Genomic DNA, 23,758 nt, shown 5'->3' on the forward strand with positions numbered 1-23,758 from the left:
CGGGGTGCCCGGATGCGCCCAGAAGCGCAGGCCGGTCACCTTCCGGTGTCGCAGTCGCCGGCGGTGCACCTGCCGGTCCTGTACACCCAGGTCATCGAAGGCCTGAGGGTGATCGAAAACGGACGTTATCTGGATGGCACGTTCGGTCGTGGCGGTCATGCACGTGGCGTGCTCACCCAGCTCGGTCCCGAGGGGCGCCTGCTGGTCATGGACAAGGATCCGGAAGCCATCGCCGTTGCCGAGCGCGATTTCGCGCCGGACCCGCGCGTGTCCATCTTCCGTGGCAGCTTCGCCCAGCTGCTGCAGTGGGATGCGACGGCTGAAGGCCTGGACGGCGTGCTCTTCGACCTGGGCGTGTCGTCGCCGCAGCTGGACGTGGCCGAACGTGGCTTCAGCTTCGGCAAGGACGGCCCGCTGGACATGCGCATGGACCCGGACAGCGGCGAAAGCGCCGCGCAGTGGATCAACCGCGTGGAAGACCGCGAGATCGCTGACGTGCTGTGGACCTATGGCGAAGAACGCCAGAGCCGCCGCATCGCGCGTGCCATCGTGGCGCGCCGCGAGAAGCAGCCGTTCACCCGTACTGCCGAGCTGGCCGAGCTGATCGCCTCGGTGATGCCACGTGGCAAGGACAAGATCCATCCGGCCACGCGCAGCTTCCAGGCCATCCGCATCCACATCAACCGCGAGCTGGCCGATCTGGAAGCCGGCCTCGATGCGGCGGTGGAGCGGCTCAAGCCCGGTGGCCGCCTGGCGGTGATCAGCTTCCATTCGCTGGAAGACCGCATCGTCAAGCAGTACATGAACCGCCTGGCCAAGGCGCCGCCGGCCAACCGCCGCCTGCCCGAGGCGGTCGCGTTCGTGCCGACGCTGGACCTGATCGGCGGTGCCATCAAGGCCACCGACGAGGAACTGGCCGCCAACCCGCGCGCCCGCAGCGCCGTGCTGCGCGTGGCCCAGAAGCGGGAGGCCGACGCATGAGCCGGCTGCTGCTGATCATCCTGTTGGCCTCGACCGTGGCCTCGGCGATCGGCGTCGTGTTCGTGCGTCACCGTCATCGGCAGACGTTCATCGAGCTGTCGCGCGCCGAACGCAAGCGCGATGACATCAACCTGGAATTCGGCCGCCTGCAGCTGGAACAGGCCACGCTGGCCGAAGCCAACCGCGTCGATCGCATCGCCCGCGAAAAGCTCGGCATGAAGTTCCCCGAAGCAGGGGACATCGTGGTGGTGCGGCCATGAGCAAGACCGGCCGCAACCGCCCGCGCAACGCCTTCAACCTGCGCCAGCGCCTGCGCTGGGTCGCGCTGGCGCTTGGCCTGTGCTCGGTGTCGCTGGTCGGTCGTGCCGCCTACGTGCAGATCATCAACAGCGACTTCTACCAGCGCCAGGGCGAGGCCCGTTACCTGCGCGAGCTGCCGATCAAGACCTCGCGCGGGATGATCACCGACCGCAACGGCGAGCCGCTGGCGGTGTCCACCCCGGTCGCGTCGATCTGGGTCAACCCGCAGGACCTGCTGCGTTCGCCCGAGCGCATTCCGGAGCTGGCCCAGGCGGTCGGCATGTCGGTGGATGAGCTGAGCAGCCGCCTGTCGCAGAAGTCGGACAAGGAATTCATGTACCTGCGTCGCCGGATCAATCCGGACGAGGCAGAGAAGGTGGTCGCGCTGAAGATTCCGGGCGTGGCCGCGCAGCGCGAGTTCCGCCGCTTCTACCCACAGGGTGAGGCGATGGCGCACGTGCTGGGCTTCACCAACATCGACGACCGCGGCCAGGAAGGCCTTGAGCTGGCGTTCGACGAATGGCTGCGCGGCAAGGCCGGCGCCAAGCGGGTCATCCGCAATCGCAAGGGCGAGACCGTCGAAAGCGATCTGCTGCGCGCTGCTGAACCGGGTAAGGACCTGACCCTCAGCATCGACCGCCGCATCCAGTACCTGGCGTTCAAGGAACTGCGCAACGCGCTGGTGGCCAACAAGGCGGCCGGCGGTTCGATGGTGATCATGGACGTGACCACCGGCGAGATCCTGGCCATGGTCAACCTGCCGACCTACAACCCGAATTCGCTGACCGGCGCGCTGCCCGATGCGCGCCGCAACCGTGCGGTGACCGACCTGGTCGAGCCGGGTTCGACGATGAAGCCGCTGACCATCGCCACCGCGCTGCAGGCCGGTGCGGTGACCAAGGACACCATCATCGATACCAACCCGGGTTACATGCAGGTAGCCCGCTTCACCATCCGCGACGTGCCACGCAACAACGGCGTGCTGAACGTGACCGGCGTGATCACCCGCAGTTCCAACATCGGCGCGGCCAAGGTTGCGGCGAAGATGCCGGACCAGGTGTTCTACGACGGCGTGCGCCGCTTCGGCTACGGCTCGGTGCCGCACAGCGGCTTCCCGGGTGAATCCGGTGGCGTGGTGCGGCGCCCGGCCAACTGGGACGGTGCCACCAAGACCACCATGTCCTACGGCTACGGCCTGAACGTGACGCCGCTGCAGATCGCCACCGCCTACTCGGCGCTGGCCAATGGCGGCAAGTTGATCGCGCCGACCTTTGTCAAGGGCCAGCGCAACGAAGCGCATCAGATCATCGACGAGAACGTCGCCAGGCAGGTGGTGGCGATGATGGAAACGGTGGTTACCCAGGGTGGCGCCAAGCAGGCAGCGGTGCTGGGTTACCGCGTGGCCGGCAAGACCGGTACCGCGCGCAAGACCGGCCCCGGCGGCTACGAGCGCGGCCACTACAACGCGCTGTTTGCCGGCGTGGTGCCGGCCACCAACCCGCGCTTCGCCACCGTCATCGTCATCAACGACCCGCAGGCCGGCAAGTTCTACGGCGGCCTGGTGTCGGCGCCGGTCTACCACAACGTGATGGAAGGCACCCTGCGCCTGATGGACGTGCCGCTGGACGACCTGCAGTCGTGGCTGGCCGCGCAGCAGTCCGGCAAGGTCGGCCACTCGGCCTCGATCCTGCCTGCGCCGCCGGCCGAAGCCGCGTTGCCGGTGGATGCCGCCGCTGAATTCGATGCTGCGCTGCCCAGCGCGCATGCCCAGACGCCGCCCGCTACGGGAGGCACGCAATGAGTCCTTCGATGTTGCTTTCGCAGTTGCTTCCGGACGTGGCCCTGGCGGGCCATGATCCCGTTCTGACCGGCCTGGTGCTGGACAGCCGCGCCGTGCGCCCCGGCAATGCCTTCGTCGCCATCGCCGGTTTCGGCGCACATGGCCTGGGCTTTGTCGAGCAGGCCCGCGCGGCGGGCGCTGGCGTCATCCTGTTCGAACCGCCGGCACCTGCCGAGCTGCCGGCCCCGGCCGATGCGATTGCGGTGCCGGGCCTGCGCGCGCGCATGGGCGCAATGGCCGACCAGTTCCATGGCGCACCGTCGCGGGCGATGGCGATGGTCGGCGTGACCGGCACCAACGGCAAGACCTCCACCGTGCAGCTGCTGGCCCAGGCCTGGCACCTGCTCGGTACGCCCAGTGGCAGTATCGGCACGCTGGGCGCCGGACTTTATGGTGCGGTTGAACCGACCGGCTTCACCACGCCACTGGTGCTGCAGATGCATGCGCTGCTGGCGCAGCTGCGCGACGCCGGTGCGCGCGCGGTGGCGATGGAAGTCAGCTCGCACGCGCTGGACCAGGGCCGCGTGGATGCCGTGCACTACGACGTGGCGGTGTTCACCAACCTCACCCGCGACCATCTGGACTACCACGGCGACATGGCCAGCTATGGCGCGGCCAAGGCACGGCTGTTCCATCGCCCGGGCCTGAAGGCGGCGGTGATCAACCTGGACGACGCCTTCGGCCGCCAGCTGTTCGCCGGCCTGCCGGCGGGCGTGCAGCCGATCGGCCTGAGCTCGCGTGGTGCCGGCGAGGCCAGCGTGCGCGCCGAGGCGCTGCAGCTGGATGGCCGTGGCATTGCGTTCGAACTGGTCATCGACGGCCAGCGTGCGGCGGTGCAGTCGCCGCTGCTGGGCCGCTTCAACGTGGACAACCTGCTGGCGGTGGCCGGTACCCTGCATGCGCAGGGCCAGCCGCTGCCGCGCATCGCCGAAGTGCTGTCGGCGCTGCAGCCGATCCGTGGCCGCATGAACCGCCTCGGCGGCGAAGACGGCCTGCCGACCGTGGTGGTCGATTACGCACATACCCCGGACGCGCTGGAACAGGCGCTGGACAGCCTGCACGGCCATCTGCAGGGTACGCTGTTCTGCGTGTTCGGCTGCGGTGGCGAGCGTGATACCGGCAAGCGTCCGCAGATGGCTGCGATCGCCGAGCGCCTGGCCAACCAGGTCATCGTCACCGACGACAACCCGCGTGGCGAGGATGGCGACGTGATCGTGGCCGACATCCTGGCCGGCTTCCAGAACGCCGAGGCGGTGACCGTGCAGCGCAGCCGCGCGCGTGCGATCGGCCTGGCGGTGAAGCGCGCCGGTGCCGGCGACATCATCCTGATTGCCGGCAAGGGCCACGAGCCGTACCAGGAGGTCAATGGCGTGCGCCATGACTTCGACGACACCGAAGTGGCGGCCGCTGCGTTGGCTGCCAAGGCCGGTGTTCTGAGCTCGCAGGCCGGGGAGGGCGCCGCATGAAGCGCACCCTGCTTTCGCTGATCGCACATTGGGCCGGCGGCGAGATCCACGGCGACGACGTGGCCATCGATGCGGTCAGCCATGACACCCGCAGCCTTGGCCCGGGCAGCCTGTACGTGGCGCTGCGCGGCGAACGTTTCGATGGCCATGATTTCGCTGCCGACGCGCTGGCCCGTGGTGCCAGCGCGCTGCTGGTCGAGCGCCTGCTGCCCATCGAACTGCCGCAGGTGCTGGTGGCTGACAGCGAACTGGCGCTGGCGAAGATCGCCACCGGCATGCAGCGTGACCGCGGCACCGAGGTGTTCGCGATCACCGGCAGCAACGGCAAGACCAGCGTGAAGAGCCTGCTGCTGTCGATCCTGCAGCAGGTGGCACAGCACGCGCACAAGGTGGTCTACGCCAACCCGGGCAACCGCAACAACGAGATCGGCCTGCCGCTGGCGGTGATCGATGCGCCGGAAGATGCCGACTACGCCGTCTACGAGATGGGCGCCGGCAAGCCGGGCGACATCGCCTACCTCACCGACATCGCCCGCCCGCGCTATGCGCTGGTCAACAACATCGCCCCGGCACACCTGGAACGCATGGGCAGCCTGCTCGGCGTGGCAGTGACCAAGGGGGCAATCTATGCCGCACTGCCGGCTGATGGCGTGGCGGTGATCAATGTCGACGATGCCTACGGCCGCTGGTTCGAACAGCATTTCGTCGGCACCCCGCCGCGTTGCCGCGTGCTGCGCTACGGCCTGGAACATACCGCCGACGTGACCGCGCGCGACATTCGCGCCGGCGCGCAGGGCAGCCAGTTCACCCTGGTTTCGCCAGCCGGCGAAGCCCGCGTGGTGCTCGGCCTGCCGGGCCGCCACAACGTCAGCAACGCGCTGGCCGCGGCCAGCCTGGCGCTGGCCGCGGGCGTCGACCTGGCGCTGATTGCCGCCGGCCTGGCCGAAGCGCAGCCGGTGCCGGGCCGCCAGATCGCCCATCAGCTGCGCAACGGCGCGGTGCTGGTGGATGACAGCTACAACGCCAATCCCGGCTCGCTGGCTGCGGCCATCGATGCCCTGGCCGCCGCCCCGGAAGAGGGCTGGCTGGTGCTGGGCGACATGCGCGAGCTGGGCCCGGATGCCGAGGCGCTGCATGCGCAGGCGGGCATCCGCGCACGCGCTGCCGGGTTGAAGCGGCTGTATGCGCTGGGTCCGCTCAGTGCCGCCGCTGCGGCCGCCTTCGGTGAAGGTGGTCGCCATTTCGCTACCCATGGTGCGCTGTCACAGGCGCTGCAGGATGAGTTGCACGCTGGTGTGCGCTGCCTGGTCAAGGGTTCCCGTGGCAGTGCCATGGACCTGATCGTCAAAGCGCTGCTGGCGCAAGGAGAGGAATCCCCGCATGTTGTATGAACTGGCTCGATGGTTGCAGCAGTTGGAGAGCCTGTTCGGGCTGTTCAACTACCAGACGTTCCGCGCCATCCTTGCCGCGTTGACGGCGCTGTTCCTGTCGCTGTGGCTCGGCCCGGCGATGATCCGCAAGCTTGCCCAGTTCAAGGGCGGCCAGCCGATCCGCAAGGACGGTCCGCAGACCCATTTCTCCAAGGCCGGTACGCCGACCATGGGCGGTTCGCTGATCCTGCTCACCATCACCCTGTCGGTGCTGATGTGGGCCGACCTGCGCAACCGCTACGTGTGGCTGGTGCTGGCGGTGATGCTGTGCTTCGGTGCCATCGGCTGGTATGACGACTGGATCAAGATCGTCCGTCGCGATCCGAACGGCCTGAAGTCGCGCTGGAAGTACCTGCTGCAGTCGATCTTCGGCCTGGCCGCGGGCCTGTTCCTGTTCTACACGGCAGATGTACCGGCAGCGCTGACCTTCTACATCCCGATGTTCAAGTCGATCGCGCTGCCGCTGGCCGGCATCGGCTTCGTGGCTATCGCCTACTTCTGGATCGTCGGCTTCTCCAACGCGGTGAACCTGACCGACGGCCTGGACGGCCTGGCGATCATGCCCACCGTGCTGGTGGCCTGCGCGCTGGGCGTGTTCGCCTATGCCTCGGGCAACGCGGTGTTCGCCAACTACCTGCAGATCCCGCAGATTCCGGGTGCCGGCGAGCTGGTCATCATCTGCGCGGCCATTGCCGGTGCGGGCCTGGGCTTCCTCTGGTTCAACACCTATCCGGCCATGGTCTTCATGGGCGACATCGGTGCGCTGGCGCTGGGCGCGGTGCTGGGCACGATCGCGGTGATCACCCGCCAGGAACTGGTGCTGGTGATCATGGGCGGCGTGTTCGTCATCGAAACGCTGTCGGTGATGATCCAGGTCGCCTCGTTCAAGCTGACCGGCAAGCGCGTGTTCCGCATGGCGCCGATCCACCACCATTTCGAACTGAAGGGCTGGCCGGAGCCGCGCGTGATCGTGCGCTTCTGGATCATCTCCGTCGTGCTCGTGCTGATCGGCCTGGCCACGTTGAAGGTGCGCTGAGATGAACGACCTGTCCCGCCAGGCAACGCGCCTTGAAGCCATCGAAGGCAGCTACGACAAGTGGCTGCTGGGCGCGATCATCGCGCTCACCGGCGTGGGCGTGGTGATGGTGGCGTCCAGCTCGATCGCGCTGATGAGCAGTCCGTTCTACTACCTCAACCGCCATCTGATCTTCCTGGCGGTGGGTATCGTGCTGGCGGTCATCGCCGCCCGCACCGAGCTGAAGTCCATCGAGCAGTACAACCAGATGCTGCTGCTGGGCTGCTTCGTGCTGCTGCTGGCAGTGTTCATGCCCGGCCTGGGCAGCACCGTCAACGGTGCGCGCCGCTGGATCAACCTGGGCATCTCCAAGTTCCAGACGGTCGAAGCGGTGAAGGTGCTCTACATCGTGTGGCTGTCCAGCTACCTGGTGCGTTTCCGCGACGAGGTCAACGCGACCTGGCCGGCGATGCTCAAGCCGTTGGGCGTGGCCGGTGCGCTGGTGGTACTGCTGCTGCTGCAGCCCGACTTCGGTTCGTCCACCCTGCTGCTGGCGATCACCGCCGGCATGCTGGTGCTGGGCGGGGTGAACATGCCGCGCATGTCGATGCCGGTGATCATCGGCCTGGTCGGCATGAGCGCGCTGGCGATCATCGAGCCGTACCGCATGCGCCGCATCACCTCCTTCCTGGACCCGTGGGCCGACCAGCAGGGCGACGGCTACCAGCTGTCCAACGCGCTGATGGCCGTGGGCCGTGGCGAGTGGACCGGCGTCGGCCTGGGCAATTCGGTGCAGAAGCTGTACTACCTGCCCGAAGCGCACACCGACTTCATCTTCTCGGTCACCGCCGAGGAATTCGGCTTCCTGGGCACCTGCGTGATCGTGGCCCTGTACGCGCTGCTGGTCGGCCGCACCTTCTGGCTGGGCATGCGCTGCGTGGAAATGAAGCGCCACTTCTCCGGCTACATCGCCTTCGGCATCGGCCTGTGGATCAGCATGCAGACCTTTGTTTCGATCGGCGTGAACCTGGGCATCCTGCCGACCAAGGGCCTCACCCTGCCGTTGATCTCCTCCGGCGGCTCGTCGGTGCTGATGACCTGCGTCGCGATGGGCCTGCTGCTGCGCGTGTCCTATGAACTCAAGCGCGCCGAGCGCCGCCAGGCCGTGCGCATCGGTGGCGCCGAAGACGTTGCTGCCGAGCCGAGCGACGAGCCGGCCGCGCCGGTGGCCGCAAGCGTCCCGATGAGCGCCGAGCCGGTGGCTGCCGCTGCGCCGAACGCTGCGCGTGGCACCAGCCGCCTGCAGTCGCGCATCGAACCGACCTTCGGGAGGCTGTCATGAGCAGCGCTTCCAGCGCCCGCCCGGTGATGATCCTGGCCGGAGGTACCGGCGGTCATATCTTCCCCGGCCTGGCCGTGGCCCGCGTGCTGCGCGAGCGTGGCGTGCCGGTGACCTGGATGGGCGCCGAAGGTGCGATGGAAACCCGCCTGGTGCCGCAGCACGACATCGCGATCGACACGCTGGCCATCACCGGCCTGCGCGGCAAGGGCAAGCTGGCGTTGCTGGCTGCGCCGTGGCGGCTGATGCGTGCGCTGCGCGCGGCTGGCATGATCATCCGCAAGCGCCAGCCGCGTGCAGTGGTGGCCTTCGGTGGCTTTGCCTCCGGCCCCGGTGGCATGGCCACGCGCCTGCATGGCCTGCCGCTGATCGTGCATGAGCAGAACCGCGCACCGGGCCTGACCAATCGCATCCTGTCGCGCTATGCGCGCCGCCTGCTGACCGGTTTCCCGGGCACCTTCGCCGCGCGCGAGGAGTTCGTCGGCAATCCGGTGCGTGCAGAAATCGCCGCCATCGCACCGCCGGAACAACGCTTCGCCCACCGCCACGGCCCGCTGCGCGTGCTGGTGGTGGGTGGCAGCCAGGGTGCACGTGCACTCAATGCCGGCGTGCCGCAGGCGATTGCCGCGCTGGGCGCCGGCGTGCCGGTGCAGGTGCGCCATCAGAGCGGCGAGAAGATGCATGCCGAGGCGGTCGAGGCGTATGCCAAGGCCGGCGTGCAGGCTGAAATCACGCCGTTCATCGCTGACATGGCCGAGGCCTTCGCCTGGGCCGACCTGGTCGTATGCCGCTCCGGCGCGTCCACGCTGGCCGAGCTGTGCGCGGTCGGTGTCGGCAGCGTGCTGGTGCCATTCCCCGCTGCCGTCGACGATCACCAGACCCGCAATGCGGAGTACCTGGTCGAGCGCGGTGCGGCGGTATTGCTGAAGCAGGACGGAACGCTGGCCGACGGCATTGCCGCACTGCTGCGCGATCTGTCCGAAAATCCCGCCCGCCGCATGCAGATGGCGCAAGCCGCGCGTGCCCTGGCCAAGGTCGATGCCGCCGAGCGCATCGCCGATATCATTCTTGAGGAAGCTGTATGAAGAAGGCATGCCACCGCGCCTGCCCTGCGCGAGGCCGCGCATGATCCGCCGCCTGCACGACACCAACGACCTGGTGCGCGCATTCCCGCGCGTGCATTTCGTCGGCATCGGCGGCACCGGCATGAGCGGTATCGCCGAAGTGATGCTGACGCTGGGCTATGAAGTGTCCGGCTCGGACAACGCCGACAACGTGGCGACCCGCCGCCTGGCCAGCCTGGGTGCGCGCATCATGCGCGGCCACTCGGCGGCCAACGTGCTGGGCACCGACTGCGTGGTGGTCTCCAGCGCCATCCGCGAAGACAACCCGGAACTGATGGAAGCGCGCAGCCAGCGCATTCCGATCATGCCGCGCGCAGCGATGCTGGCCGAGCTGATGCGTTTCCGCCGTGGCATCGCCGTGGCCGGTACCCATGGCAAGACCACCACCACCAGCCTGACCGCTGCGGTGCTGAGCGAAGGGGGCCTGGACCCGACCTTCGTGATCGGTGGCCAGTTGCTGGCCGCCGGTGCCAACGCCAAGCTGGGCGGTGGGCAGTGGCTGGTGGCCGAGGCCGACGAAAGCGATGGCAGCTTCCTGCGCCTGAACCCGCTGATGTCGATCATCACCAACATCGATGCGGATCATCTGGAGAACTACGGCAACGACTTCGCCCGCGTGCAGGCCGCGTTCGCCGAGTTCCTGCAGCGCCTGCCGTTCTACGGCCTGGCGGTGCTGTGCATCGACGACCCGGAAGTGGCCGCACTGGCCGCCAAGACCCCGCGCCACGTGATGAGCTACGGCATGAGCCCGCAGGCGGATGTGCGCGCGGAGAACGTGGTGCAGGAAGGCTCGCGCATGCGCTTCACCCTGCGCCTGCCGCAGGGCACCAGCCAGGAAGTGGTGCTGGCGCTGCCGGGCAGGCACAACGTGCTGAACGCACTGGCCGCCGCCGCAGTGGGCTGGCAGCTGGGCGTGGCCCCGGATGCCATCGCACGCGCGCTGGAAGCATTTGCCGGTGTCGGCCGTCGCTTCAACGATCTGGGCGAAGTAACCACCGCCAGCGGTGCCAAGGTCCGCATCATCGATGACTACGGTCATCACCCGAGCGAGCTGGAAGCGGTGTTCGCCGCCGCCCGTGGAGGCTGGGCCGACAAGCGCCTGGTGGTGGCCTTCCAGCCGCACCGCTACAGCCGTACCCGCGACCAGTTCGACAAGTTCGCCGCCGTGCTGTCCAGCGTCGATGCACTGGTGCTGAGCGAGGTCTACCCGGCCGGTGAGGAACCGATTGCCGGTGCCGATTCGCACGCGCTGGCCCGTGCCATCCGCGCGCGCGGCCGCAGCGAGCCGGTGGTGGTGGGCAAGGCTGCCGAACTGGCCAGCGTGCTGCCGGACGTGCTGCAGGACGGTGACCTGCTGCTGATGATGGGGGCGGGCGATATTGGTGCCGTCGCGAGCCATATCGCCGTGGAAGGTTTCAAGGCGGAGGGTGAAGCGTGAGCACGCTGACCTTCCCGCCGCTGCGCGTGACCGACCCGGCCGTGTTCGGCCGCGTCGCCGTGCTGCTGGGCGGCAGTTCCAGCGAGCGCGAAGTGTCGTTGGACTCCGGCCGCAACGTGTTGGAAGCGCTGCAGTCGCGCGGCATCGATGCGTTCGCCGTGGACGGCATCCCGGCGCTGGCCAAGGCGCTGGCCGCTGGCGGCATCGACCGCGTGTTCAACATCCTGCACGGCCACAACGGTGGCGGTGAGGACGGCATCGTGCAGGGCCTGATGGACGCCTTCGGCGTGCCGTACACCGGTTCGGACGTGCTGGGCTCGGCGCTGAGCATGGACAAGATCCGCACCAAGCAGGTGTGGCTGTCGCTGGGCCTGCCGACCCCGCAGTACCGGAAGGTCGACGCGTCCAACGTGCATCGGCTGGCGGCCGAACTGGGCCTGCCGGTGGTGGTGAAGCCGGCCAACGAAGGTTCAAGCGTAGGCATCAGCCGGGTGACCGATGATGCCGGTCTGGATGAGGCCGTGGCGCTGGCCGCGCGCTACGACGGCCAGTTGCTGATGGAGCAGATGGTGGTCGGCGACGAACTGACCGTTGCCATCCTCGGCGACGTCGCGCTGCCGTCGATCCGCATCGTGCCCAAGGGCCAGTGGTACGACTACAACGCCAAGTACATCGCCGAGGACACCCAGTACCTGTGCCCGGGCCTGGACGGTGAGGACGAAGAAGAAATCCGGCGCATCGCGCTGGCCGCGTTCCGCGCTGCCGGTTGCCGTGGCTGGGGCCGCGTGGATGTCATGCGTGATCGCAGCAGCGGCCGCTTCTTCCTGCTGGAAGTGAACACCGCGCCGGGCATGACCAGCCATTCGCTGGTACCCAAGGCGGCCGGCCAGGCCGGCATCAGCTTCGAAGAGCTGGTGTGGCGCGTGCTGGAACAGACCCTGGAGGCCTCGCACGCATGAACGCGGTGCTGCGCATCTTCGTCTGGCTGTTGGCGCTGTCGGTGGTTGCACTGCCGGTGGTGGCCGTGGTCAATGGCTGGGTCGGCGCCGAGCGCTGGCCGCTGGCGAAGCTGCGCGTGCATGGTGAGTTCAAGCGTGTACCGGCCGAGCAGCTGCAGCAGGTACTGCTGCCGTATGCGCGCGCCGGGTTCTTCGCGGTCAAGCTGCAGGATGCCCAGGACGCACTGGAAAAGCTGCCGTGGGTGGAAAGCGCGCGGGTACGCAAGCAGTGGCCGGATGTGCTGGAAGTGACCCTGGTCGAGCACAAGCCATTCGCGCGCTGGGGCAGCGATCGCCTGGTCTCCGAGCAGGGCAAGCTGTTCCCCACGCCGAAGAAGCTGGCCGACCTGGCGCTGCCGGAACTGGACGGTCCGGACAGCCAGACCGAAGAAGTGATGAAGCTGTACAGCGACTCGCGTGCATTGTTCGCACCCGCCGGCGTCGATGTGCGCCGGGTGACGATGGATGCACGCGGCAGCTGGTCGCTGGTGCTGAGCAACGGCACCGAAGTGGTGGTGGGCCGTGACGACGCGCGCTCGCGCATGCAGCGCTTCGTCAAGGTGCTGCCGCAGCTGAACCGCCAGGACGCGCCGATCGAGCGCGCCGACCTCCGTTACACCAATGGTTTCACGCTGAGCTGGGGTACCCCGGCCACGCCGGCGAAAACGCCGGCGACCCCGGCCAGCAGGACGCAGGAAAGGACATGAATCGCAAGGGTGACAAATCGCTGATCGTTGGCCTGGACATCGGCACCTCCAAGGTGGTGGCGCTGGTGGGTGAGTATTCGCCGGGCAACCCGATCGAAGTGATCGGCATCGGCTCGCACGAGTCGCGCGGTTTGAAGCGCGGCGTGGTGGTGGACATCGAATCGACCGTGCAGTCGATCCAGCGCGCGGTGGAAGAAGCCGAGCTGATGGCCGGCTGCGAGATCCGCTCGGTGTACGCCTCGATCTCCGGCAACCACGTGCAGTGCAAGAACTCGCCGGGCATCGTGCCGATCCGCGACGGGGAAGTGACCTGGGGCGACCTGGATCGCGTGCTCGATGCGGCCAAGGCGGTGGCGATCCCGGCCGACCAGAAGATCCTGCATGCGATCCCGCGCGAGTACGTGCTGGACGACTCGCAGGAAGGCATCCGCAACCCGGTCGGCATGACCGGCGTGCGCCTGGAGGTGCATGCGCACCTGGTGGTGTGCGCACAGTCGGCCGCGGCGAACATCAGCAAGTGCGTGCAGCGCTGCGGCCTGCAGGTGGACGACCTGGTGCTGTCCTCGCTGGCCTCAAGCGTGGCGGTGCTGACCGCCGACGAGCGCGAGCTGGGCGTGGTGCTGGTCGACATGGGCGCCGGCACCACCGATATCGCCGTGTTCGTGCAGGGCGCGATCTGCCACACCGCCTCGCTGCCGATCGCTGGCGACCACGTGACCAACGACATCGCGCACATGCTGCGCACGCCGACCCCGGAAGCCGAGCAGATCAAGGTGCGCTACGCCTGCGCCCTGGCCCAGCTGGCTACCGCCGAGGAAAGCATCCAGGTGCCGTCGGTGGGCGACCGCCCGCCGCGCCGCATGCCGCGCCATTCGCTGGCGCAGGCGGTGCAGGGCCGTTACGAGGAAATCTTCGAGATGGTGCAGGCCGAACTGCGCCGCTCCGGCTTCGAGGAACTGGTGCGTGCCGGCATGGTGCTGACCGGTGGCGCTTCGAAGATGGAAGGCGTGGTCGAGCTGGCCGAGGAAATGCTGCAGATGCCGGTGCGCGTGGGCATCCCGCAGCACGTCACCGGGCTGGGCGAAGTGGTGGGCAACCCGGTGCATGCCACCGGCGTGGGCCTGCTGTTGATGGGCAGCCAGATCGAGCACCCGCGGCGGCCGTCGCTGCCGACCGGGCGCGCCGGAAGCATGTTCAAGAAACTCAAGACCTGGTTCCGCGGCGAATTCTGACGCCGAACCCGTAAACCCGGGCCTGGCCCGGTCGCAGTACCCGCAGTACCCGCATCACAACGCAACACCGGCAACACACAACCCACACAGCCGCAACGTCGGCATGCAGCAGGACGGCAGGACGCCCGAATGCCCATGCCAGCCAAAGCGGATACAACGAGGACACGGACATGGCGCATTTTGAACTGATCGAAAAGATGGCACCCAATGCGGTGATCAAGGTGGTTGGCGTGGGCGGCGGCGGCGGCAATGCCGTGGCGCACATGGTCAACTCGGCAGTGGATGGCGTGGAATTCATCACCGCCAACACCGACTCGCAGGCCATCAAGAATTGCGGTGCCAAGCTGCAGCTGCAGCTGGGTACCAACGTGACCAAGGGCCTGGGCGCAGGCGCGAACCCGGAAGTCGGCCGCCAGGCCGCGCTGGAAGACCGTGAGCGCATCATGGACGCCCTGCAGGGTGCGGACATGGTGTTCATCACCGCCGGCATGGGCGGCGGCACCGGCACCGGTGCTGCACCGGTGGTGGCGCAGCTGGCCAAGGAAATGGGCATCCTGACCGTGGCCGTGGTCACCAAGCCGTTCCCGTTCGAAGGCCGTCGCCGCATGCAGGTGGCGCTGAAGGGCATCGAGGAACTGAGCCAGCACTGCGACTCGCTGATCACCATCCCGAACGAGAAGCTGATCACCGTGCTGGGCCGCAACGCGACCATGATCCAGGCCTTCCGTGCCGCCAACGACGTGCTGCAGGGCGCCGTGCAGGGCATCGCCGACCTGATCGTGCGTCCGGGCCTGATCAACGTCGACTTCGCCGACGTGCGCACCGTCATGTCCGAAATGGGCCTGGCGATGATGGGTACCGGCACCGCCCGTGGCGATGACCGCGCCCAGGCCGCGGCCGAATCGGCCATCCAGAACCCGCTGCTGGACGATGTGAACCTGGCCGGTGCCAACGGCATCCTGGTCAACATCACCGCTGGCGCCGACTTCACCATGGCCGAGTTCGACGAGATCGGCCGCACCATCGACGGCTTTGCTTCGGAAGACGCCACCGTCGTGGTCGGCACCGTGCTCGACCCGGACATGCAGGACGAAGTGCGCGTGACCGTGGTTGCCACCGGCCTGAACCGCGTGTCGGCCAGCAAGACCCAGCGTCCGGGCGAACGTGCGCCGATCAAGCTGGTGCGCAACGCCACCACCGGCCAGCCGGAATTCGGCGACTTCGACAACGGCGGCGACGCCGTGTCCAAGGCCGTGGGCGGCATGGGCCTGGGCCTGCGTCGTGCCAGCAGCGACACCGCTTCCGCTTCTGCGCCGTCGGCTCCGGCCGCTTCGGCTCCGGCGGCCGCTGAACTGCCCAACGATTACCTGGACATCCCGGCGTTCCTGCGCCGCCAGGCGGACTAAGCGGGGCGGCCCGGGGTTGTCCTCCCCGGGTTGCGCCACCATGTCCTGAAAACGCGGGCGCCGGGCCAGGATGGGCCCGGCCGCCACGCTTCATGTGCGTCCCATTGGCGCGCCGGTGTGTCCTGCCTGCCTTTCAGCCGGGGTAGGGGACCGTGCGTGTTAATCTAATGTGTCACTTCCGGTCCATCCCCCATGATCCAGCAACGCACCCTCAAGAACACGATCCGCGCCACTGGCGTTGGCCTGCACAGCGGTGACAAGGTCTACATGACCCTGCGCCCGGCACCGGTCAACCATGGCATCGTGTTCCGCCGCGTGGACCTGGACCCGGTCGTGGAAGTGCCGGCCAAGGCCGAGCTGGTCACCGAAGTGACCCTGTGCACCGGCCTGACCTGCAACGACGCCAAGATCCAGACCGTCGAACACCTGATGTCGGCACTGGCCGGCCTGGGTGTGGACAACATCATCGTCGAACTGTCTTCGGCCGAGCTGCCGATCATGGACGGTTCGGCCGGCCCGTTCGTGTTCCTGCTGCAGTCGGCGGGCATCGTGGAACAGGATGCGCCCAAGCGCTTCATTCGCGTGCTGAAGACCGTGGAAGTGACCGAGGGTGACAAGGTGGCCCGCTTCACCCCCTATGAGGGCTACAAGCTGGGCTTCACCATCCAGTTCGACCACCCGATGATCCCGGCCAAGCAGTCGCGCCAGGAAATCGAGTTCTCGACGCTGGCCTATACCAAGGAAATCTCCCGCGCGCGCACCTTCGGCTTCATGCGCGACCTGGAATACATGCGTGAGCGCAACCTGGGCCTGGGCGGTTCGATGGACAACGCCATCGTGCTGGACGAGTTCCGCGTGCTCAACGAAGACGGCCTGCGCTACGCCGACGAATTCGTGCGCCACAAGATCCTCGACGCGATCGGCGACCTCTATCTGGCCGGTGGCCAGGTGCTGGGCGCCTACGAGGGCTTCAAGTCCGGCCATGCGCTCAACAACAAGCTGGTGCGGGCACTGATGGCCGACGCCACCGCCTGGGAATGGGTCAGCTTCGACTCGCCGGCCACGCCGGATCCGGTCGAGTACGCCACGCCGGCCTACGCCTGATTCCTGCAGGCTGTTGAATTTAAAGACAAAAGCGCCGCCCGGAAGGGCGGCGTTGTCGTTTCCGCAACCCACATCGCATTCAGCATGCTTGACGGCCATCAAGGCCGGTTCGAGGTCACGGTTTTGTGAACCTGTTGGATCGGAAGCCTGAATTTAACGCGGTTTTAACAACAATCTAACGACAGGCCCCCGGATGGCAGCTAGGATGCGACCCGGCCCCCGAAATGTTTCACGCCGTGGTGACACGCGCGACGGGGAGCGGAGCCGGATGCTCCGTTGTCGTCAGGACCGCTTCTTCGGCTTCGAAGGAACGTCCTGCAGGCAAGCCAAGGCGTCGCGTAGCCCTTTGTGCGTGGCGGCTGAAACTGCGTGGGGGCCATTCCGGTTGTCGATCGCTGGGGAGCGTGAGGGAGTGGTGGACGCAGTCTTGATGGTCACCCTGGTGGCCTTCAGCCCGATGGAACGGGCCGCGTCGAGCAACTGGGCCTCGGCAAGCCGCAACTTGGCATGCCAGACCGGGGATTCGACGAGAAAAACGAGGTGTTCCCCGTCCACATTGGCCAGCCGGCAACGGCTGCGCAGAGGTGGCGGCAACTGGGGGCGCAACTGACGGTCCAGCGCGTCGAGCCACAAGGCACGCCGCAGCGGGTTCCCGCTTTTGTCCGCCATCACCGCATCCAGCGCCGGTTTCGGCACTGACGCGGGGCGAACGCTGGATTTCGGCTCAGACATGAAAACTCACTGATGGCATTCAAAAAGATCGTAATCAAAACGCGTGAAGGACAGGCCAAGTCGTCGCCGATCGCGCGTTTGCGGTTCTATTTCGAGGACCGCCCCCGTGCCCTGCTGGGCAGCGTGCTCGGGGTAGGCTGCATTATCGGCCTTGCTGGCGGCATTGGCGCCAGCGCGCTGAATGATTCCCGGCTGCAGGCCAAGGTCGAGCGCCAGGATGCGGAACTGGCCAAGGTCAAGCGCGATGCGCAGACCCAGGTCAACGCACTGGCGGCCCGCCTCGGCGAGCTGCAGGCGCAGGCCACCCGCCTGAACGCCCTGGGCGAACGGCTGACCCAGATGGGCAAGCTGGAAGACGGCGAATTCGACTTCAACGAGACCCCTGGCCTCGGTGATGGCGATGCCGGCGGCCCGACCAGCGACATCCCGGTCAAGGACGTCAACGCCGACTTACAGGTGCTGGAGCAGCGCTTCGCTGCTTCAGGCCGCCAGCTGTCGGTGATGGAATCGCTGATGTTCGACCACCAGCTGCAGCAGAACGCCGTGCCCTCGCGCATGCCGATCCGCAACAGCTACGTGACCTCCGGCTTCGGCACCCGCGCCGACCCGTTCGGCCGCGGTGCCGCCACCCACAAGGGCATGGACTTCCACGCCAGGGTCGGTGACCCGGTGATGGCCGTGGCCGAGGGCGTGGTCAGCTTCGCCGGTGTGAAGGGCGGCTACGGCAACGTGGTCGACGTCGACCACGGTAATGGCTACGTCACCCGCTACGCGCACAATTCGCGCCTGGTGGTGAAGGCCGGTGACCTGGTCCGTGCGGGCCAGGAAGTGGCCAAGGCCGGTTCCACCGGCCGTTCGACCGGCGCCCACGTGCACTTCGAGGTGTGGGAGAACGGCAACGTGGTCAACCCGCGCAAGTTCCTCGGCGACGGCGGCAACACGCCGGTCGGGCGCATCAGCCGCGGTTGATCCCAGGCCTGGGGTCAGAGCCCATTCGCCATGGCGAATGGGATCCGACCCCGATCCCGCACGGGGTCGGATCCCTTCCGCAGCGCGGAAGGGCTCTGACCCCATCGCCAAAGGGTTGAAACCTCAGCCGCCCGTCCCAAGCTACAATGGGTGTTGCCATCGACAGGGCGCCAGGCGCCCTGTTTCGTTTGCGGCGGACGGATCCCAAGGGGGAGGCCGGGCGTCGTGTCCATCCAACCCGGTTCCTTCAATGATCAACAGCCTGCTTACCCGCGTATTTGGCAGTCGTAACGAACGACAGCTGCGCCAGCTCAACCGCATCGTCGCCAAGATCAATGCGCTGGAGCCGGAGATCGAGAAGCTTTCCGACGAGCAGCTTCAGGCCAAGACGCCGGAGTTCAAGCAGCGCATCGCCGACGGTGAAGCCCTGGACAAGGTGCTGCCGGAAGCCTTCGCGGTCTGCCGCGAAGCCGGCCGCCGCGTGCTGGGCATGCGCCACTACGACGTGCAGCTGATCGGCGGCATGGTGCTTCACCTGGGCAAGATCGCAGAAATGCGCACCGGTGAAGGCAAGACCCTGGTGGCGACCCTGCCGGTGTACCTCAACGCGCTGGAAGGCAAGGGCGTGCATGTGGTCACCGTGAACGACTACCTGGCCCGCCGCGACGCCGCGCAGATGGGCAAGCTGTACAACTGGCTGGGCCTGAGCGTGGGCGTGGTGTACCCGGGCATGCCGCACAGCGACAAGCGCGAAGCCTATGCCGCCGACATCACCTACGGCACCAACAACGAATTCGGTTTCGACTACCTGCGCGACAACATGGCGCTGTCCAAGGCCGACCGCTACCAGCGCGGCCTGCACTACGCCATCGTCGACGAAGTCGACTCCATCCTGATCGACGAAGCGCGTACTCCGCTGATCATCTCCGGTCCGGCCGATGACTCCCCGGAGCTGTACATCCGTGTGAACCGCGTCGTGCCGAACCTGGTCAAGCAGGAAGCGGAAGACGGCGAAGGCGACTTCTGGGTCGACGAGAAGGGCAAGCAGGTGCACCTGTCCGAAGCAGGCATGGAGCACGCCGAGCAGCTGCTGGTCGAAGCCGGCATCCTCGATGGCGAGACCGAAGGCCTGTACGCGGCGCAGAACCTGACCGTCGTGCACCACCTCAATGCCGCGCTGCGCGCGCACGCCATCTACCAGCGTGACGTGGACTACATCGTGCGCGACGGCGAAGTGGTCATCGTCGACGAATTCACCGGCCGTACCCTGGCCGGCCGCCGCTGGTCCGACGGCCTGCACCAGGCGGTGGAAGCGAAGGAAGGCGTGCCGGTCCAGCGCGAGAACCAGACGCTGGCCAGCATCACCTTCCAGAACCTGTTCCGCATGTACAAGAAGCTGTCCGGCATGACCGGTACGGCCGATACCGAAGCGTTCGAATTCCAGAGCATCTACGGCCTGGAAGTGGTGGTGATCCCGACCAACCGCCCGACCATCCGCAAGGACAGCCCGGACCAGGTCTTCCTCAACCGCAAGGGCAAGTTCAACGCGGTGCTGGCCGACATCGAAGAGTGCGCCAAGCGCGGCCAGCCGGTGCTGGTGGGTACCACCTCGATCGAAACCTCGGAAATGCTGTCCGAGCACCTGAGCAAGGCCGGCGTGAAGCACGAGGTGCTCAACGCCAAGCAGCACGACCGCGAAGCGACCATTGTCGCCAATGCCGGTCGTCCGGCCGCCGTGACCATCGCCACCAACATGGCCGGTCGTGGTACCGACATCGTGCTGGGTGGTTCGCTGGAAGCCGAGATCCACGCCCTGGGCGAGGACGCGACCGACGAGCAGAAGGCCGCGGTCAAGGCCGAATGGCAGAAGCGCCACGATGCGGTGAAGGCTGCTGGCGGCCTGCACATCGTCGGTACCGAGCGCCACGAGTCGCGCCGTATCGACAACCAGCTACGTGGCCGTTCGGGCCGCCAGGGTGACCCGGGTTCGTCGCGCTTCTACCTGTCGCTGGAAGACAACCTGATGCGCATCTTCGCCTCCGACTGGGTGCAGAAGGCCATGCGCATGATGGGCATGAAGGAAGACGACGTCATCGAGGACCGCCTGGTCAGCCGCCAGATCGAAAAGGCGCAGCGCAAGGTCGAGGCCCACAACTTCGACATCCGCAAGAACCTGCTGGACTTCGACGACGTCAACAATGACCAGCGCAAGGTGATCTACGCCCAGCGCGACGAGCTGCTGGATGCCGAGTCGGTGAAGGCCAACGTCGATGGCATCCGCGATGACGTGATCTTCGATGTGGTCGCCCGCTTCGTGCCGCCGAACTCGATCGACGAGCAGTGGGACCTGCGCGGCCTGGAAGCGACCCTGGAGTCGGACTTCGGCCTGCAGATGTCGCTGACCGGCCTGGTCAAGGAACACGAGGAACTGGACGCCGAGGCGATTGCCGCCAAGGTGCAGGAACGCGTGAACCAGCACTTCGCCGAGAAGGAAGCCGGCGTGGGCGAAGAGACCATGCGTGCGCTGGAGAAGCACGTGATGCTGACCGTGCTGGACCAGAGCTGGAAGGAGCACCTGGCCCGCATGGATTACCTGCGCCAGGGTATCTACCTGCGTGGTTATGCGCAGAAGCAGCCGAAGCAGGAATACAAGAAGGAAGCCTTCGAGCTGTTCTCGGACATGCTGGAAAACGTCAAGCGCGAAGTGGTGACCCTGCTGTCGCGCGTGCGCATCCGCAGCGACGAGGAAGTGCAGGCGCTGGAAGCGGCCGAGCGCCAGCAGGTGGAAGCCCGCCTGCGCCAGTCGCAGTTCCAGCACCAGGACATGGGTGGCTACAGCGCCGACGAGGAAGCCGCGCAGGTACAGGCCGCCCAGCAGGGCGTGGCGCAGCTGCAGCGCGACGAGCCGAAGATCGGCCGCAATGATCCGTGCCCGTGCGGCAGTGGCAAGAAGTACAAGCACTGCCACGGCCAGCTGAGCTGATCCCGAAGAGCCCCGCGAAAGCGGGGCTTTTCTTTTGCGGCGCATGATCCTGGCCAGATCCGAGATTGCGCGGGCCGCCCTGTTCTGGGCATGCTTCCCCCATGCCTTCCCCCACCCGATCGATCCATGTCGTGGCCGCCGTCATCACCGACGCGCGTGGCCGCGTGCTGCTCAACCGCCGAACCGAGAACCGCGACATGGCCGGCCTGTGGGAGTTCCCGGGCGGCAAGCGCGAATCCGGGGAGACCTCCGAACAGGCGCTGGTGCGCGAGCTGCGCGAAGAACTGGGCATCGAGGCCGATGTCGGCGAGTGGCTGATGGACGTGCCGCAGCGCTACCCGGACAAGCACCTGACCCTGGAAGTGCGCCATGTGCGCAGCTGGAAGGGCACGCCACGCGGGCGCGAGGGCCAGGCGATCACCTGGGTGGCACCGGACAAGCTGGGCCGCTATTCGATGCCGCCGGCTGATCTGCCGGTGGTGGCCGCCCTGCGCCAGCCCGACCGCTACCTGATCACCCCGGCGCCTGCCGACAATGATGGCGGCGTGCAGCACTGGCATGAGCAGCTGCAGCGTGCGGTAGCGGGTGGCCAGCAGCGCATCCAGCTGCGCCTGCCGCCGGCGCATCCGCAGCGGCAGGCGATGGTCGAGCAGGCTGTGCGTGTGCATCGCCGCAGCGGCGTGCAGTGGCTGCTCAACCGCGATATCGAACTGGCGCGTGCGTTGGGCGTGGGCGTACACCTGGGCAGCGAACAGCTGCTGGAACTGTCGCAGCGTCCACTCCCCGGTGGCCAGCTGGTGGCCGCATCCTGCCACGACCTGCAGCAGCTGCAGGCCGCACAGCAGCTGGGCTGCGACTTCGCGGTGCTTGGCCCGGTGCAGGCCACCGCCAGCCATCCCGATGCCTCGCCGCTGGGTTGGGATGCCTTTGCCGAACTGCGCGCGCAGGTATCGCTGCCGATCTACGCCCTGGGCGGCATGGGCAGCGGCCACATCACCGAAGCACGTCGCCACGGCGCGCAGGGCATCGCCGCCATTCGTGGGTTGTGGCCGGCGTGAACCGGCACGCGGGGTCGGATCCCTGCGCAGCAGGGCTCTGACCCCATCGCGGCAATCCGGGGTCAGAGCCCTTTCCACTGGAAAGGGATCCGACCCCTCCCGATCACAACGTGATCCAGAAACACCCGTACTGCCGCCGCAATCCCAGCACCGTCGAGGCGCGCGCAACGCTGCCCGGCAACGTCTGCTCCAGGCGCAGGCCGACCGGATGCCGCGCGGCCGGCGGCTCAGGGTCGGACCCCTGCGCAGCAGGGCTCTGACCCTCCTCCGGCACTGCGATCTGGTCCTGCCGCGGATACACCGGCACCACGTCCACCAGCGGCCGCCGTGCCAGCGATTCCAGTTGGCCAAGGATGCGCTGCGCCCCCGCGTCGGACACCGCACCCCACAGGTACAGCGAAGAGAGCCGGTTCACATCGTTGCTGAGGATGCCGTTGCGCAATGCGTCCACGAGCTCGCTCAGCCGGCGTGGGCAGCGCGCACCCAATGTGTCGCGCGGTGCGGTGTTGCCGGTGGGGGCGGGCGGCGGCAGCCGTGACCGTGCGCCCACGCTGTCACAGGGGCGGTCGGTGTAGACGCTCTGGCCCTGCACATCGGTGCAGCGGTTCAGGCGCGGGGACTGCGCATGGGCAACAGGGGCCATCGCGCACAGCGGCAACAGCACCAGCAGGAGGGAAAGGCGGATCATCCAGAAAGGGTAGCGCTGATCAGGTCCGCATGGCGTGCTTTCAGCCCCGCAGCAGTTTCAGCACTGAAGTGGTCGGCTTGGCCAAGTTCAAGGTGTAGAAATGCAGGCCGGGTGCGCCGCCTTCGATCAGGCGCTGGCACAGCCGGGCCACCACTTCGGTGCCGAACGCACGCACCGATTCGGCGTCATCACCGTAGGCCTGCATCTTGCGGCTGATCCAGCGCGGAATCTCCGCGCCGCATTGTTCTGAGAAGCGACGCAGCTGGCTGAAGTTGGCGATCGGCATGATGCCGGGGGTGATCGGTACCTGCACGCCCAGCCGGCGCACTTCGTCGACGAAATGGAAGTACGCGTCCGGGTTGAAGAAGTACTGGGTGATCGCCGCATCGGCGCCGGCATCGATCTTGGCTTTGAAGTGCTTCAGGTCGGCCAGCGCATCGCTCGCCTGCGGGTGCGTCTCCGGATACGCGCCCACTTCGATGTGGAACGCATCGCCGTGCTCGGCGCGGATGAAGGCGATCAGCTCGGCGGCATAACGCATGTCGCCGGGGAAGCCCATGCCCGAGGGCAGGTCACCGCGCAGCGCGACCAGGCGACGGCAGCCGATGGCGCGGTACAGCTTGAGCAGCTCGCGGATTTCCTGGCGGGTGCCGCCGACACAGGACAGGTGCGGCGCGGCATCGAAGCCGTGATGCTGGTTGAGGTGGCGCACGGTCTCGGAGGTATAGCTCAGGGTTGAGCCACCGGCGCCGAAGGTACACGACACGTATTGGGGATCGTAGTCCTTCAACTTGGCCGCGGCACGGTCCAGCTGGCTGCGCTGTTCGTCGGTCTTGGGCGGATAGAACTCGAAGCTGATGGCGGTCATGGCGCGGGCGGCGGCGGTTGGTGCGGAGCAGTATATCTCTCCATCAAGATGGATGTTTTATGGTCGCGTGAGGGCCCGCC

19 protein-coding genes and 1 pseudogene are annotated in these 23,758 nt (G+C 67.2%); 17 read left to right on the top strand and 3 right to left on the bottom strand.

Features of this window, described 5'->3' with window-relative positions; all coding sequences use genetic code 11:
* The first annotated feature begins 12 nt into the window (after positions 1-12).
* The 14 genes and pseudogenes from rsmH to lpxC all read left to right on the top strand — a co-directional run bounded on the left by rsmH (position 13) and on the right by lpxC (position 16,380).
* The gene (gene rsmH / locus AASM09_RS03340) at positions 13-981 is read left to right on the top strand and encodes a 16S rRNA (cytosine(1402)-N(4))-methyltransferase RsmH (protein WP_010481940.1); all 969 of its coding nucleotides are present in this window, start codon (positions 13-15) and stop codon (positions 979-981) included.
* Complete coding sequence (gene ftsL, locus AASM09_RS03345) at positions 978-1,241, top strand: cell division protein FtsL (protein ID WP_005408074.1); 264 nt, start codon at positions 978-980, stop codon at positions 1,239-1,241. The genes rsmH and ftsL overlap by 4 nt, the downstream gene beginning before the upstream one ends.
* Positions 1,238-3,082 (top strand): peptidoglycan D,D-transpeptidase FtsI family protein, encoded by a 1,845-nt coding sequence (locus AASM09_RS03350; protein ID WP_049428907.1) that lies wholly within the window; start codon positions 1,238-1,240, stop codon positions 3,080-3,082. Before ftsL ends, AASM09_RS03350 begins: the two co-directional genes overlap by 4 nt.
* Positions 3,079-4,587: a UDP-N-acetylmuramoyl-L-alanyl-D-glutamate--2,6-diaminopimelate ligase gene (locus tag AASM09_RS03355; protein ID WP_049428906.1), complete on the top strand. Its 1,509-nt coding sequence runs from the start codon at positions 3,079-3,081 to the stop codon at positions 4,585-4,587. The genes AASM09_RS03350 and AASM09_RS03355 overlap by 4 nt, the downstream gene beginning before the upstream one ends.
* On the top strand, positions 4,584-5,978 hold the full coding sequence (locus AASM09_RS03360; protein ID WP_049428905.1) for a UDP-N-acetylmuramoyl-tripeptide--D-alanyl-D-alanine ligase: 1,395 nt from the start codon (positions 4,584-4,586) through the stop codon (positions 5,976-5,978). The genes AASM09_RS03355 and AASM09_RS03360 overlap by 4 nt, the downstream gene beginning before the upstream one ends.
* Entirely contained in the window at positions 5,968-7,053 is a 1,086-nt protein-coding gene (mraY, locus tag AASM09_RS03365; RefSeq protein WP_049428904.1) for a phospho-N-acetylmuramoyl-pentapeptide-transferase, read from the top strand. Before AASM09_RS03360 ends, mraY begins: the two co-directional genes overlap by 11 nt.
* Before the next feature lies 1 nt (position 7,054).
* Positions 7,055-8,374 carry a putative lipid II flippase FtsW gene (ftsW, locus tag AASM09_RS03370; protein WP_049428903.1) on the top strand — a complete coding sequence of 440 codons (1,320 nt, stop codon included), beginning with the start codon at positions 7,055-7,057 and terminating at the stop codon, positions 8,372-8,374.
* Positions 8,371-9,456, top strand: coding sequence for an undecaprenyldiphospho-muramoylpentapeptide beta-N-acetylglucosaminyltransferase (gene murG / locus AASM09_RS03375; RefSeq protein ID WP_049428902.1), 1,086 nt, complete (start codon positions 8,371-8,373; stop codon positions 9,454-9,456). The genes ftsW and murG overlap by 4 nt, the downstream gene beginning before the upstream one ends.
* A 40-nt stretch (positions 9,457-9,496) precedes the next feature.
* A complete protein-coding gene (gene murC / locus AASM09_RS03380) occupies positions 9,497-10,933 on the top strand; it encodes a UDP-N-acetylmuramate--L-alanine ligase (protein WP_049428901.1) in 1,437 nt (478 codons plus the stop codon).
* Entirely contained in the window at positions 10,930-11,892 is a 963-nt protein-coding gene (locus AASM09_RS03385; RefSeq protein ID WP_049428900.1) for a D-alanine--D-alanine ligase, read from the top strand. The genes murC and AASM09_RS03385 overlap by 4 nt, the downstream gene beginning before the upstream one ends.
* A pseudogene (locus AASM09_RS03390) lies at positions 11,889-12,566 on the top strand (cell division protein FtsQ/DivIB); the annotation flags it as partial. The gene AASM09_RS03385 and the pseudogene AASM09_RS03390, both read left to right, overlap by 4 nt.
* A gap of 68 nt (positions 12,567-12,634) precedes the next feature.
* Positions 12,635-13,870, top strand: a complete 1,236-nt coding sequence (gene ftsA / locus AASM09_RS03395; RefSeq protein ID WP_005408083.1) for a cell division protein FtsA — start codon at positions 12,635-12,637, stop codon at positions 13,868-13,870.
* Between the two features lie 170 nt (positions 13,871-14,040).
* Positions 14,041-15,276: a cell division protein FtsZ gene (ftsZ, locus tag AASM09_RS03400; RefSeq protein WP_049428898.1), complete on the top strand. Its 1,236-nt coding sequence runs from the start codon at positions 14,041-14,043 to the stop codon at positions 15,274-15,276.
* A 192-nt stretch (positions 15,277-15,468) separates the two neighbouring features.
* A complete protein-coding gene (gene lpxC / locus AASM09_RS03405) occupies positions 15,469-16,380 on the top strand; it encodes a UDP-3-O-acyl-N-acetylglucosamine deacetylase (protein ID WP_004143722.1) in 912 nt (303 codons plus the stop codon).
* Between the two features lie 282 nt (positions 16,381-16,662).
* Here lpxC and AASM09_RS03410 read toward each other — a convergent pair whose 3' ends face one another.
* A complete protein-coding gene (locus tag AASM09_RS03410; RefSeq protein ID WP_032956682.1) occupies positions 16,663-17,112 on the bottom strand; it encodes a DUF721 domain-containing protein in 450 nt (149 codons plus the stop codon).
* 12 nt (positions 17,113-17,124) lie between these two features.
* Here AASM09_RS03410 and AASM09_RS03415 point away from each other — a divergent pair, with 12 nt between their 5' ends.
* The 3 genes from AASM09_RS03415 to AASM09_RS03425 all read left to right on the top strand — a co-directional run bounded on the left by AASM09_RS03415 (position 17,125) and on the right by AASM09_RS03425 (position 22,122).
* The gene (locus AASM09_RS03415; protein ID WP_049428897.1) at positions 17,125-18,081 is read left to right on the top strand and encodes a M23 family metallopeptidase; all 957 of its coding nucleotides are present in this window, start codon (positions 17,125-17,127) and stop codon (positions 18,079-18,081) included.
* Positions 18,082-18,331: 250 nt separating this feature from the next.
* Entirely contained in the window at positions 18,332-21,064 is a 2,733-nt protein-coding gene (secA, locus tag AASM09_RS03420; protein ID WP_049428896.1) for a preprotein translocase subunit SecA, read from the top strand.
* 101 nt (positions 21,065-21,165) lie between these two features.
* Positions 21,166-22,122 carry a Nudix family hydrolase gene (locus AASM09_RS03425; RefSeq protein WP_049428895.1) on the top strand — a complete coding sequence of 319 codons (957 nt, stop codon included), beginning with the start codon at positions 21,166-21,168 and terminating at the stop codon, positions 22,120-22,122.
* A 103-nt stretch (positions 22,123-22,225) separates the two neighbouring features.
* Here AASM09_RS03425 and AASM09_RS03430 read toward each other — a convergent pair whose 3' ends face one another.
* Positions 22,226-22,810, bottom strand: a complete 585-nt coding sequence (locus tag AASM09_RS03430) for a DUF4124 domain-containing protein (RefSeq protein ID WP_049428894.1) — start codon at positions 22,808-22,810, stop codon at positions 22,226-22,228.
* Between the two features lie 40 nt (positions 22,811-22,850).
* Positions 22,851-23,678: a methylenetetrahydrofolate reductase [NAD(P)H] gene (gene metF / locus AASM09_RS03435; RefSeq protein WP_049428893.1), complete on the bottom strand. Its 828-nt coding sequence runs from the start codon at positions 23,676-23,678 to the stop codon at positions 22,851-22,853.
* Between the last annotated feature and the right edge of the window lie 80 nt (positions 23,679-23,758).

Origin of the sequence: Stenotrophomonas maltophilia (assembly GCF_039555535.1) — a bacterium.
In the GTDB taxonomy this organism is placed as follows: domain Bacteria; phylum Pseudomonadota; class Gammaproteobacteria; order Xanthomonadales; family Xanthomonadaceae; genus Stenotrophomonas; species Stenotrophomonas maltophilia_Q.

Coding starts and splice junctions, on each gene's coding strand:
- lpxC (WP_004143722.1), top strand. CDS start 15,469: ATGATCCAGCAACGCACCCTCAAGAACACGATCCGCGCCACTGGCGTT.
- AASM09_RS03350 (WP_049428907.1), top strand. CDS start 1,238: ATGAGCAAGACCGGCCGCAACCGCCCGCGCAACGCCTTCAACCTGCGC.
- ftsL (WP_005408074.1), top strand. CDS start 978: ATGAGCCGGCTGCTGCTGATCATCCTGTTGGCCTCGACCGTGGCCTCG.
- rsmH (WP_010481940.1), top strand. CDS start 13: ATGCGCCCAGAAGCGCAGGCCGGTCACCTTCCGGTGTCGCAGTCGCCG.
- AASM09_RS03430 (WP_049428894.1), bottom strand. CDS start 22,810: ATGATCCGCCTTTCCCTCCTGCTGGTGCTGTTGCCGCTGTGCGCGATG.
- ftsZ (WP_049428898.1), top strand. CDS start 14,041: ATGGCGCATTTTGAACTGATCGAAAAGATGGCACCCAATGCGGTGATC.
- AASM09_RS03410 (WP_032956682.1), bottom strand. CDS start 17,112: ATGTCTGAGCCGAAATCCAGCGTTCGCCCCGCGTCAGTGCCGAAACCG.
- ftsW (WP_049428903.1), top strand. CDS start 7,055: ATGAACGACCTGTCCCGCCAGGCAACGCGCCTTGAAGCCATCGAAGGC.
- AASM09_RS03415 (WP_049428897.1), top strand. CDS start 17,125: ATGGCATTCAAAAAGATCGTAATCAAAACGCGTGAAGGACAGGCCAAG.
- AASM09_RS03355 (WP_049428906.1), top strand. CDS start 3,079: ATGAGTCCTTCGATGTTGCTTTCGCAGTTGCTTCCGGACGTGGCCCTG.
- mraY (WP_049428904.1), top strand. CDS start 5,968: ATGTTGTATGAACTGGCTCGATGGTTGCAGCAGTTGGAGAGCCTGTTC.
- AASM09_RS03425 (WP_049428895.1), top strand. CDS start 21,166: ATGCCTTCCCCCACCCGATCGATCCATGTCGTGGCCGCCGTCATCACC.
- AASM09_RS03360 (WP_049428905.1), top strand. CDS start 4,584: ATGAAGCGCACCCTGCTTTCGCTGATCGCACATTGGGCCGGCGGCGAG.
- metF (WP_049428893.1), bottom strand. CDS start 23,678: ATGACCGCCATCAGCTTCGAGTTCTATCCGCCCAAGACCGACGAACAG.
- ftsA (WP_005408083.1), top strand. CDS start 12,635: ATGAATCGCAAGGGTGACAAATCGCTGATCGTTGGCCTGGACATCGGC.
- murC (WP_049428901.1), top strand. CDS start 9,497: ATGATCCGCCGCCTGCACGACACCAACGACCTGGTGCGCGCATTCCCG.
- secA (WP_049428896.1), top strand. CDS start 18,332: ATGATCAACAGCCTGCTTACCCGCGTATTTGGCAGTCGTAACGAACGA.
- murG (WP_049428902.1), top strand. CDS start 8,371: ATGAGCAGCGCTTCCAGCGCCCGCCCGGTGATGATCCTGGCCGGAGGT.